Raw genomic sequence first — 11,580 nt, forward strand, 5'->3', positions numbered from 1 at the left:
GTGGTCGATTCAGTGCACGCCCGGGTCGGCCGTTTTGTTCGCGTACCGACCGTGGATGCTACGTGAGGGATTCGAACCCGATGAGGGTGTCGACAGACTTGCGATCCCGTTGTGCGGCGATCCTCGCTCAGGCCCGGACGGTCAATGCGGTTCGACCAGGCCAGGTCCGGCGATGATCTCGCGCTACTTCGGCAGCCAGTGCAACTCGTGCGCCTGGGGTTTGGCGATGCTGCGGAGCTGGAGGTGCGGTGATGCCTGCAGCGGGCGAGCACCAGGTTGGGCTCAACCCGCTACACCGCTCGGCTCGAACTGCCCGGCGGGCATTTGGAGTTCAGGCCGCGCGGATATCTCGCGTGTGGCTGGATAGCCACCGCTGGCGTTGTTCGCGTTCCTGGGTTCGTTGTTCGTGGATGCGGGCCAGGGTGGTGGCGAGTAGTTCGCTGGTGTGGTGGCGGTGGTTGACGCGTGGGGTGGCGGTGGGGTCGATGTGGGGTGGGGCGATCCAGCCGGTGCGGCCCGGGAACTGGGAATCCTGGTCCAGGGTGACTGTTTTCCAGCCGCCTGGTCCGTCGTGGACCATCGCGTGGCAGCGGTCGCAGGCCAGGGTCAGGTTCTCGATGTCGGTACTGCCGTCCTCGCGCCAATCGCGCACATGATGGACCGCGCACAGGCTGGCCGGTGCGTCGCATCCGGGTCGGCTGCAACCACGCAGCGCAGCGATCAACGCGAGCCGCTGAGCTGGGGTAGCGAGGCGTTTGGTGCGCCCCAAATGTAAAGGGACACCGGCGTGGTCGAACACCATCAGCCACGGCAACCCTTGCTGGGCCAGCTCGAGGGCGTCGGTGAGGGGGACGGTGCCGCCGGTGGCGGTGGTCGCGACCCCGGCTGCGGCCTCGACCTCGGCGACCGAGAGGGTCAGGATCGTGGAGACCGGCAATCCCCGGTGGGTGCCCAGCGCCGCGGTGTCGACGTTGGGGGACAGCAAAGCTTGCAGGGCGTCGTGGGTGCGTTGACCGGTGCTGCGGGTGTCTCGTCGGGCGGCGGCGTCGAGGACGTCGCGGTCGATGTGGTCGTCGCTGCCGTGGGGGCTGTGTGGGTCGTCGGGGTTGTTCATGCCGGGGCGGGCGAGTTTGGCCAAAACGGGTTCGAGCAGGGCTCGCAGGGTCGGGGTGATTTCGCCGGTGAGGGTGGACATGCCGTCGGGTTGTTGTTTGCCCAGGCGCAGGCTGCGGCGGCGTTGGTGGTCGCGGTCGGTGCTGAGGCGGCCGTCGGGGTCGAGGCGGGCCAGGATGTCGCGGCCGATAGTGGTGAGGTCTTCGGGGTGGACGTCGCGGGCGGCGGTGGCGAGGATGTGTTCGGCGGCGGCGAAATCGGGGTTGCTGGTGGTGCCGGGGATTTTGTGCAGGATCTTCGCGATCGCGCGGGCGTGGTCGGTGGAGATGGCGCCCTCGGTTTGGGCGGCGGCTGTTGCGGGGTGGTGGGGTTCGACTTCTGTTCCGGTGAGGTCGTGCCAGGTGCCGAGGGTGCGGGCGGCGGCGACGCGGGCGGTGGCGTCGGGGTGGGAGATCCGCAGGGTGTGGATGAGGAGTTTGGGCAGGGTGCCGGTACCGGTGCGGGCGGGTAGGCCGCCTTCGCTGGCGCGCACGATCAGGGCGTGGGCGAAGGAATCGAGCATGCGGCGGGCTTGTTCGAGATCGCGGAGTGCGTGCAGGGTTTGCTCGTCGGTGAGGTGGGTGACGGTGGTGGTGGTGAGGTCGGTGGCGGCGCTCAGCAGCGGGTCGGTGATCGCGACGGGGTGGGGGGCGGTCATCGAGGTTTCGGGGCTGGGTTCGCTGCTCGAACGCATGTGCCAATTCTATCGTTGTCGAGAGCGGTTCGCTATCGCGTGTGGGGTCTGAATTCGATCTGTTCACATTCGGTGTGTTTGTGAAAACGCTGACAACACAAGGGTTTTGCTGACGCGTGCTCGACGGTGAACCTGGGCGCGTGTGTCTGTGGCTGACCCGGGCGGGAACCGAATGTGCTGGGCGCGTGGGGAGCCCTACCGGACTTACCTGCCGCAGTGGGAAGCGAATGGTGGAAGTGGTCGTGGGTGCCCCGCTGTGGTCCGGTTTCAGAGATCGATGAGAAGAAGAATCAATGGGTTTCATGGGGGTCCTGAAACGGGACCACAGCGGGGCGGGGAGACGCGTCGAGTGTTCGTGTTGTGGTGATTGGTAGGTCCGGTAGGGCTCCCGGCGTGCCCGGCATGGTTGGTTTTCCACGCCGTACCCCAGAGACCTTTCCAGACGCTCCACGTGTGAGCACTTCCTAACTCAGCGGTTACCTAGCGTGACGACCCGGAAATAGCAGGTCCATAGCGTCTACAGCCATGTCGACACCACCGGGTACACGTGCGACGACCACCGGAAAACACCTGCGCGACACCGTTTACACCGTGCTCCGAGACGAACTGATGAACGGTCAGGTCAAATTCGGCCACCGCTTGACCGAGCCGAAGATCTCGGCGCGATTCGGCATCTCCCGAACACCGGTGCGCGAGGCCCTCGCCATGCTGTGCGCCGACGGGCTGCTCCAGCGCGAGGAGATCGGCTTCAGCGCCGTGCGGCCCAGCATCCCGAAGGTGCGCGACCTCTACGAACTGCGAATCACGCTGGAGTTGGCCGGTATTCAGCGCGCGATCGGCAACCCCGAGGTGGTGCACGATCGCGAGCTGCTGGAGTTGGAGCGGCAGCGCTGGCTGGCGTTGCGAGCCGACCCGCCCGCGCAGGAGCCCGGGTTCGTGGTCGTCGACGAGGAGTTCCACGTCGCGCTGCTCTCGGCGGGTGGCAACGGCGAACTGGTCCGCGCCCTGGTCGCGGTGAACGCCCGGATCCGGCATGTGCGGATGTACGACTTCATGATCAACAACCGGATCGAGGTGACCATCGCCGAACACCTCGCCATCCTGGACGCCGTTCTCGCCGGTGATCTTCCGCGCGCTTACGACCTCCTGCGCGTGCACATCGGCGAATCCCTCGACGTCGTGCTGGACCGCGTCACCCGCGCCATCGTCGCCATGTCCATGGCGACCGAGCAGGAGTAGCCATGAGCCTGAATTTCGACACCGTGCTGATCGCCAACCGCGGCGAGATCGCCTGCCGGGTCATGCGCAGCGCCCGGACCCTCGGGCTGAAATCGGTGGCGGTCTACTCCGACGCCGATCTGGGTGCGGCGCACGTCCGAATGGCGGACGCGGCCATCCGGCTCGGACCGGGTCCGGCCGCGCACTCGTATCTGCGGGCCGACCTGGTGATCGAGGCCGCGCTCGCCACGGGCGCGGGCGCGATCCATCCCGGCTACGGATTTCTCTCCGAGAACGCCGATTTCGCCGCCGCGGTCGCCGCGGCCGGACTCGTGTTCGTCGGCCCGACCCCCGAGCAACTGCGCGTCTTCGGCGACAAGCACACCGCACGCGAGGCCGCTCGCGCCGTCGGCGTGCCGCTGGTGCCGGGCAGCGGAATCCTGGAATCGGCGGAGCACGCGGTCGCCGAGGCGGAGCGGATCGGCTACCCGGTGATGGTGAAGGCCGTCGGCGGGGGCGGCGGGATCGGCATGCAAGCCTGTTCGGACGCCGCTGAACTCCGCTCGGCCTACGAGCGTGTGCAGCGCCTGGCCGCCGCGAACTTCTCCTCGGCGGGAGTGTTCCTGGAGCGGTTCGTCGCGCGTGCCCGCCACGTCGAGGTGCAGGTGTTCGGCGACGGATCGGGCCGGGTCGTCAGCCTCGGCACCCGTGACTGTTCGCTGCAACGGCGCAACCAGAAGGTGATCGAGGAAGCGCCCGCTCCGGGGCTGTCCGAGGAACTCACCGCCGAACTGCTGGCCACCTCACGGGCACTGGGTCGCTCGGTCGGCTATCGCTCCGCGGGCACCGTCGAATTCGTCTACGACATCGACCGTGGTGCGGCTTCGTTCCTGGAGATGAATACCCGTCTGCAAGTGGAACATCCGGTCACCGAGGCGGTCACCGGCGTGGATCTGGTCGCATGGATGCTGCGGCTGGCGGGCGGCGACACCGGCCTGCTCGACGGCGTTCCCGACAGTGGGCCCGCGCCGAACGGGTGGGCCGTGGAGGCCCGGGTCTATGCGGAGGACCCGGTGCACGACTACCGGCCCAGCGCCGGACTGGTGACGTCGGCGGTGTTTCCCGCCGATGCGCGCGTGGACACCTGGATCGATACCGGTACCGAGGTCAGCGCGTTCTACGATCCGCTGCTCGCCAAGGTCGTCACGCACGGCGCGACGCGCGAGCAGGCGCTGACGAAGCTGACCGCGGCCCTTGCCGACACCCATGTGTACGGCGTGCAGACTAATCTGCCGCAACTGCGCGCGGCCGCCACCGCACCGATCGTGCGCGCCGCCGAACACAGCACCGGCACACTCGCCGAGCTCGGCTGGGCCGGGCGGCGCATGGATGTGCTGCGCGCGGGCACGATGACCACCGTGCAGGATCGACCCGGCCGAATCGGGTTGTGGGAGGTCGGCATTCCGCCCTCGGGGCCGATGGACGACCTGTCGTTCGCACTGGCCAACACCGCGGTCGGGAATCCGGATTCGGCACCGGGACTGGAGTGCACGCTGCACGGACCGCGCCTGCGGTTCTCCGGCGCGGCGACGATCTGCGTCACCGGTGCGCCCGCGCCCGTGACCGTGGACGGCGAGCCGGTGCCGATGTGGGAACCGGTCGCTCTGAAGTCGGGCGCTGTCCTGGACATCGGCGCACCGGCGGACGCGGGTCTGCGCACCTATCTCGCGATCCGCGGCGGCGTCGACGCGCCCCGCTATCACGGCAGCGCGTCGACGTTCACCCTGGGCGGCTTCGGCGGTGTCACCGGCAGGGCCGTCGCCGACGGCGATGTGCTCGGTATCGTTGCCGTGCCGCCGGATTCGGCCGCGCCGACTTCGGTACCGGTCGCCCATCGCCCCGATTTCACTCACAACTGGCAGCTTGCGGTCGGTGAGGGCCCGCAGACCGCGCCCGCCTACTTCACCGACGCCGACATGGCGCAGTTCTACGAGCAGCCCTGGCGCGTCGGCGGCCACGCCAACCGCACCGGTATCCGCCTGGAAGGCCCCAAACCCGAATTCTCCCGCACCGACGGCGGCGACGCGGGCCTGCACCCGTCCAACCTGCACGACAACCCCTACAGCGTCGGCGCGCTGAACGTCTCCGGTGACACCCCGATCCTGCTCGGCCCCGACGGCCCCAGCCTGGGCGGCTTCGCCTGCCCGCTGACCGTCGTCTCGGCACACCGCTGGAAGCTGGGTCAGCTGCGCCCCGGCGACACCGTGCGATTTCTGCCGATCGATGACCAGACGGCGGCAGCGCTGCGTGGCTCGACCGCCGCTCGCGCCACGGGGGTGCTTGTAGAGGCTGTGGCGGCAGGTGGTCGGACGGGTCCGGATCGAGCTGAATACATCGGCGGGGCCGAATGCGGCGGCGCTGTCGGAGCGTCGGCGGTCGAGGGCGCGGCGCACGGCGGCACGGTGGGAGCGTCCGCGTTCGAAGGGGCTGCATCCGGTGGCGCTGTCGGAGGGTCGGCGATCTTGGGGGCGGCACCCGGCGATGCTGTCGGCGCGTCCGCGATCGCGGGGGCAGCAGAGGGCGGCACGGCCGGAGCGCCCGCAATAGCGGGGCCAGCCGCGCGGGTGCGCAGCATCGCTGGCGCGGCGCTGCGCGATCGGGGCATCCTTCGGTCGACGGCGGCCGGGGCGGACCGACCCTCGGTCGCCTACCTGCGCGGTGGTGACGACAACATCCTTGTCGAGTACGGCGAGCGGGTGCTGGATCTGGGCTTGCGGATGCGGGTGCACGCGCTGGCGCGGGCGCTGGGCGAGGCCGCGCCGCGGGGGATCGTCGATGTGACTCCGGGTGTGCGGTCGTTGCATATCCACTTCGATCCGGACGAGTTGGCTCAGCACCGCCTGCTCGGGCTGCTCGCCGAGCTGGAGGACGATCTGCCCGCCACCGGTGATCTGGTTGTGCCGAGCCGCACCATCCGCCTGCCGCTTTCCTTCGACGATCCGTCCATCGCCGAGGCGATCGACCGCTACCGCAGCGGGATTCGCGACACCGCACCGTGGCTGCCGTCGAATGTCGAGTTCATTCGGCGGGTTAACGGGCTGGACAGCGTCGACGACGTGCGGCGTGTGGTGTTCGACGCCGAGTACCTGGTGCTGGGGCTCGGTGACGTGTATCTCGGTGCGCCGCTGGCGGTTCCGCTGGATCCCCGGCACCGGCTGGTCACCACCAAGTACAACCCCGCGCGCACCTGGACGCCCGCCGACGCGGTCGGGATCGGCGGCAAATACCTGTGCGTCTACGGGATGGCCTCGCCCGGCGGCTATCAGCTGATCGGCCGCACGGTGCCGATCTGGTCCAGCTACCGGCAGCACCCGCCCTTCGAAAACGGCACGCCCTGGCTGTTCCGGTTCTTCGACCGCATCGTGTGGGAACCCGTCACCCCCGAGCAGCTGCTGGAACACCGGGCCGCGGCCCGCGCCGGACGGTTCGACGCCGAGGTCGGCGAGGGCAGCTTCGCCCTGGCCGATCATCGGCGCATGCTCGCCGCCGACGCCGGCGGGATCGCCGCCTTCGAAGCCCGGCAGAGCGCCGCGTTCGAGGCCGAGAAACGCGCCTGGCGGGCGGCCGGCGAATTCGACCGCGCCGTCGCCGCGCCGCCGGTGGCCGGTGCCGCCGCAGACGTGCTCGCCGATCTGCCGCCCGGGGCGACGGTCGTCACCGCGCCCATGGTCGGCAACGTCTGGCGGGTCGACATCGAGCCCGGAACCCGGCTCGCCGCAGGCGATCCGGTAGCCGTGCTCGAGGCCATGAAACTCGAACTGCCCATACCGAGTCCCGCTACCGGCACCGTGCTGCGCGTGCTCGCAAAGCCCGGTGCCACAGTGGAACCCGGAACCCCTCTCGCCGTGATCGGAGTCGACTGAATGACCACCCCCCAGACCGAAACCGGCGCGTCGCCCACCGCGCGCGTCCGTGCGGCCTTCGCCCGCGTCGCCGAGGTGGATCGGCCCGAGGTGTGGATCACCCTGCGCGAGCAGGCCGATGTGCTGGCCGACGCCGCCGCCGTCGAGGAGCGGCTCGCGGCCGGCGAGGCGCTGCCGCTGGCCGGCGTTCTCGTGGCGGTCAAGGACAACATCGATGTCGCGGGCCTGCCGACCACCGCCGCCTGCCCCGAATACGCCTACACCCCGCAGGAGACCGCCACCGCCATCGTCCGGCTCACGGCGGCCGGGGCGATCGTGCTCGGCAAGGCCAACCTCGACCAGTTCGCCACCGGCCTGGTCGGCACCCGCAGCCCCTACGGCGCGGTGCGCAACGCGGCGCATCCCGAGCTGATCGCCGGCGGCTCCAGCTCCGGGTCGGCGGCCGCGGTCGCGCTGGGGATCGCCGACATCGGAATCGGCACCGACACCGCCGGTTCCGGGCGCGTGCCCGCGGCGTTCCACGACCTGATCGGTCTCAAGGCCACCCTGGGCGTGATCCCCGCGCACGGCGTGGTCCCGGCGTGCGCCGACTACGACGCCGTCACCGTCTTCGCCGCCGATCTCGACACCGCGACCCGGGCCGCGGCGGTCATGGCCGGGCCGGACCGGCGCGATCCGCGCAGCCGGGCCTGGCCCGCCGACGTGCGCCTGGCCGCGCCGCGCGAACCCCGGCTGGCGATTCCGGCGCCCGCGAATCTGGCCGCGCTCAGTCCCGAGTATCGCCTAGCGTTCGACAAGACGGTGGCGGCGGCGCTGGCCGCCGGGTTCAAGATCGACACCGTCGACATCGGCGTCCTGCTCGACGCGGCGCTGCTGCTCTACGACGGCGCGCTCGTCGCCGAGCGGTACGCGGCGGTCGGCCAGTTCCTGGCCACCGCACCGGCGGGCGCGGATCCGACTGTGGCGGCTATCATTTCGGCCGCGGGTGCGGCGACCGGACCCGGCTTCGCCACCGACCTGGACACGCTCGCCCGCGCCAGGAACGCCACGGCGGAGCTGTTCGAACCGTTCGACGCGTTACTGCTGCCGACCACCACCGAGCACCCGGAAATCGCGGCGGTGCAGGCCGATCCGGTGACGATCAACCGCCGGCTCGGCACCTACACCAACTTCTGCAACCTGCTCGATCTGGCCGCGGTGGCCATCCCGGGAGCGCCCACCGCGGCGGGTACACCGTTCGGAGTAATGGTGGTGGTTCCCGCTTTCGCCGACCAGGTGGCCCTCGATATCGCCGCGGGCCTCCAGCAGCGCGAGACCGCACCGCTGTTCGTCGACAAGGGCGTCGAGCTGGCCGTGTTCGGCGCGCACCTGCGCGAGCAGCCCCTGCACTGGCAGCTGGAAGAGCTCGGGGCCCGCTTCGCCGGGGTCATCCGCACCACCGACGCCTATCGCCTGACCGCCCTGGACACCACGCCCCGCAAACCCGGCCTGGTCCGCACCGGCCCCGGGCGAGGCGCGCCGATCGCCGGTGAACTGTTCCGTCTCTCCGAGGCCGCCCTCGGCCGCTTCCTCGCCGCGCTCCCGGCCCCCATGGCCCTCACCGCGATCGAGCTCGAGGACGGCCGCTCGGTGGTCGGCTTCACCGCCACTCACGACGCCACCGGCACCGCCACCGATATCACCGACTACGGTTGCTGGAAGGCATATCTGAGCGCCGACTGACGAGCCGGTCGCGCTCGCGAGCGCGACCGGCTCCGCACTCAGGACCGGCTACGCCACGCGGCGGCGGAGTCCAGGGTCGCCATCGGATGCAGCATCGCGTAGTCGAAGGCGGCCAGATCCGCGCCGGTGCGGACCCGGTGCGGCAGATCCGGATTGGCGAGCGCGCCCCGACCCAGCGACAGCATGTCGGCGTGCCCGCCCGCGAGCACGTCGGCGGCTTGCCCGAGGTCGTGCATGCCGCCGTTGGCCACGACCGGCCGCCCGGAGATCTCGCGCGCCAGCTGGGTGATGGTCGCCCCGGACGGGAAACGCGCCGTCTCGATGAAATCCCTGCCCTCGCTGGCGATATGCAGGTAGCTCGCGTTCCGCAGGGCGGCGAAGACCACGCGCGCGTCGTCTTCGCCGCCGGGCCAGCGGTAGGTGAAGTCGTTGACCTTGGTCTGCGACAGCCGCACGCCGACCGGGAAATCGCCCACGGCGGCCCGCACCTCGTCCAGGATCCGCGCGGTGAGCCGGATCCGGTTCGCCACCGGGCCGCCGTACTCGTCGGTGCGCTGATTGGTGTAATCGGTGAGGAACTGATCGAGCAGATAGCCGTTCGCGCCGTGCAACTCGACACCGTCGAACCCGGCCGCCCGCGCATTCGTGGCGGCGGCAGCGAAACCGGCGACCACGTCCTCGATATCCCGCGATGACATCTCCCGGGGCGCGCCCCACGCCCCGCCGACGCCGCCGTAGTCGACCATCATCTGCCCGCGCGGCACCACGGCCGAGGGCCCGATGGTCTCGAACCCGTGCGCATTGCCCTGCGAGATCGCGCCCGCGTGCATCAGCTGCGCGACGATCGTCGCCCCGGCGGCCCGCGCGGCCGCGGTCACCGTCCGCCAGCCCTCGACCTGCCGATCGGTGGCCAGGCCCGGCTGATTGAAATAGCCCTGACTGTGGGTGGTGTCGGTGTAGATGCCCTCGGTGATGATCAGGCCGAATCCGCCCGCGGCGTAGTCGGCGTAGTACTCGGCCATCTGCGCGGTCGGCGTGCCGTCGGGTGTGGCCGAGACCCTCGTCATCGGGGCGACCGCCAAGCGGTTGCGCAGCGCCAGCCCCGCGAGCCGGTACGGCGCCAGCGCGGGGTGGGCCAGATCGTGTTCGGTGATGGTCAAGGTGGCAGCTCCTCGTCTCGGATGCCCGCGGCCGGTTGCCGCGGTGCGCCGATGAGCCTCATCCACCGCGCCCGAACGGACCAGCACCTGACGAACCGCTGTTCCCCGAACCTGGTTCCGGTGGACCTACCTTGCTAGCCCCGGTCGATGAGCCCGCGCAACGCCTGCTCGCTGTGGCTGCCGGGCATCGCGGTATAGGTCACCAGCGCCCGAACTCCGGGATCGGCCACCAGTGTGAAGAATTCGTAGTCGAGCTCGATCGGTCCCAGTTCGGGATGGCGCATGTGGTAGGTCCCGAACGCCACGTCGTTGACGTCATGGCTGCGCCACAGCTCGTCGAACAGCGTGCTGCTGGAACACATTCGATCGATCAGCGCGGCGAAGGCGGCGTCGTCGGGCCGGTGCCCGATCTGCAGCCGCAAGTCGCGGGCCACCTGGCGGGCCAGTTCGGTGTACCGGTCGCCGAAGAGCGCCCGGACACGCGGGTCGGAGAAGACCAGATGCGCCCAGTTGCGCTGTTCGTCGGGCAAGGCGGCGAAATCGATGCCGAACAGCAGTTCTGCGGCCCGGTTCCAGCCCAGCAGGTTGGTGTGGTGGCCGATGATGTAGGCGGGCACGGAGTCGAGCGCGGACAGCAGCACCCGCAGGGTGGGGCGCAACCGCGGCGGAGCGGCCGCGCCGGGCTCGGCCGCACGCGGCGGACGTGCCAGATTGTGCAGGTGGACGCGCTCGTCGGGACTCAGTTGCAGCGCGGTTGCGACGGCATCGAGCACGGTGGTGGAGACATTGTCCAGCCGGCCCTGCTCCAGGCGGGCGTAATAATCGGCGCTGACGCCGGCGACCTGTGCGAGCTCTTCCCGGCGCAGGCCCGGCACCCGTCGCCGGGTACTGAAATAGGGCAGGCCGACGTCCTCGGGACGTAGTCGCGCCCGGCGCGAGGCCAGGAATCCCCCTATTTGCTCAACATTGTCCACGGCTGCCGATTCTAAAGGGAGGTTTTCCAGACCCAGGTTTCGTGGTCATCGGTTCCGCAGGGGCTGTCCGCCGGGGTACGGCACTGCGCAGACTGGCTGCGAACGCACCACACCTACGGACGAAGGACCGCCGATGAGCGCCCGCATCGAGAAGATCGCCACCGACCCCGACTGGTACAGCGCGTACCGGATTTCCCAGGCCGTCGTGGCCGGTGGGTTGATCTATGTCTCCGGCCAGGCCGGTTTCACCCCCGATGGCAAGACCGTGCCCGGCGGCTTCCACGCCCAGGGCCGCCAAGCCTTCCGCAATGTCGAGGCCGTGCTGGCGCGCGCGGGCGCCACGCTGGCCGACGTGGTGAAGGTCGGCATCTTCGTGCGCGACATGGCCGCGAACCTCCCCGCGGTCCTCGAACTCCGCGCCGAATTCCTCAGCGAGCCCTATCCGGCCGACACCCTGCTGGAGGTCGCCGGATTGGCTCAGCCGGACTGGCAGATCGAGGTCGAGGTGATCGCGCTCGCTCCCGGCAGCGAGTGACCCGGTGGTGTGGCGCTCGCAAAGGCGCCACACCACAACGGCTTCCGTGGCCTCAGCCGAGCAGGCGCCAGTCCTCCAGACCGTCATACAGCGGCACGCTCTGGGCCAGTTTGGTGACCCGGGCGCGCTGGGTCTCCACGTCGCCCCCGGCCAGGGTGGCGGCGATGATGTCGGCGACCTCGGTGAACTCGGCGTCGCCGAA

At 70.1% G+C, this 11,580-nt stretch carries 7 protein-coding genes and 1 pseudogene; 4 read left to right on the forward strand and 4 right to left on the reverse strand.

The genetic code is table 11. The annotated features are described in order from the left end of the window. Window positions 1-331 precede the first annotated feature (331 nt). Complete coding sequence (locus AB0I43_RS33165) at window positions 332-1,846, reverse strand: DUF222 domain-containing protein (protein WP_357433256.1); 1,515 nt, start codon at window positions 1,844-1,846, stop codon at window positions 332-334. A gap of 525 nt (window positions 1,847-2,371) precedes the next feature. On the opposite strand from AB0I43_RS33165, the gene AB0I43_RS33170 reads away from it, so the two are divergent. Genes AB0I43_RS33170 through atzF form a run of 3 tightly spaced genes read left to right on the forward strand, consistent with a single transcriptional unit; the run spans window position 2,372 to window position 8,709 of the window. After that, window positions 2,372-3,085: a GntR family transcriptional regulator gene (locus tag AB0I43_RS33170; protein WP_356981547.1), complete on the forward strand. Its 714-nt coding sequence runs from the start codon at window positions 2,372-2,374 to the stop codon at window positions 3,083-3,085. A 2-nt stretch (window positions 3,086-3,087) separates the two neighbouring features. After that, a complete protein-coding gene (locus AB0I43_RS33175; RefSeq protein ID WP_356981546.1) occupies window positions 3,088-6,987 on the forward strand; it encodes a 5-oxoprolinase/urea amidolyase family protein in 3,900 nt (1,299 codons plus the stop codon). Next, complete coding sequence (atzF, locus tag AB0I43_RS33180) at window positions 6,988-8,709, forward strand: allophanate hydrolase (RefSeq protein WP_356981545.1); 1,722 nt, start codon at window positions 6,988-6,990, stop codon at window positions 8,707-8,709. Between the two features lie 38 nt (window positions 8,710-8,747). On the opposite strand, the gene AB0I43_RS33185 is transcribed toward atzF, so the two are convergent. After that, window positions 8,748-9,869: an NADH:flavin oxidoreductase gene (locus AB0I43_RS33185; RefSeq protein ID WP_356981544.1), complete on the reverse strand. Its 1,122-nt coding sequence runs from the start codon at window positions 9,867-9,869 to the stop codon at window positions 8,748-8,750. A gap of 134 nt (window positions 9,870-10,003) precedes the next feature. Next, the gene (locus AB0I43_RS33190; protein WP_356981543.1) at window positions 10,004-10,843 is read right to left on the reverse strand and encodes a helix-turn-helix transcriptional regulator; all 840 of its coding nucleotides are present in this window, start codon (window positions 10,841-10,843) and stop codon (window positions 10,004-10,006) included. Window positions 10,844-10,976: 133 nt separating this feature from the next. On the opposite strand from AB0I43_RS33190, the gene AB0I43_RS33195 reads away from it, so the two are divergent. Further along, a complete protein-coding gene (locus tag AB0I43_RS33195) occupies window positions 10,977-11,378 on the forward strand; it encodes a RidA family protein (protein ID WP_356981542.1) in 402 nt (133 codons plus the stop codon). Window positions 11,379-11,430: 52 nt separating this feature from the next. On the opposite strand, the pseudogene AB0I43_RS33200 reads toward AB0I43_RS33195, so the two are convergent. After that, window positions 11,431-11,580, reverse strand: a pseudogene (locus tag AB0I43_RS33200) (serine hydroxymethyltransferase); the annotation flags it as partial.

This window comes from Nocardia sp. NPDC050435 (assembly GCF_040655395.1).
Lineage (GTDB): Bacteria > Actinomycetota > Actinomycetes > Mycobacteriales > Mycobacteriaceae > Nocardia.

What these genes read in the sequence shown, in the direction of transcription:
- AB0I43_RS33165 (WP_357433256.1), bottom strand. Translation starts at nt 1,846, where the DNA reads ATGCGTTCGAGCAGCGAACCCAGCCCCGAAACCTCGATGACCGCCCCC.
- AB0I43_RS33170 (WP_356981547.1), top strand. Translation starts at nt 2,372, where the DNA reads ATGTCGACACCACCGGGTACACGTGCGACGACCACCGGAAAACACCTG.
- AB0I43_RS33175 (WP_356981546.1), top strand. Translation starts at nt 3,088, where the DNA reads ATGAGCCTGAATTTCGACACCGTGCTGATCGCCAACCGCGGCGAGATC.
- atzF (WP_356981545.1), top strand. Translation starts at nt 6,988, where the DNA reads ATGACCACCCCCCAGACCGAAACCGGCGCGTCGCCCACCGCGCGCGTC.
- AB0I43_RS33195 (WP_356981542.1), top strand. Translation starts at nt 10,977, where the DNA reads ATGAGCGCCCGCATCGAGAAGATCGCCACCGACCCCGACTGGTACAGC.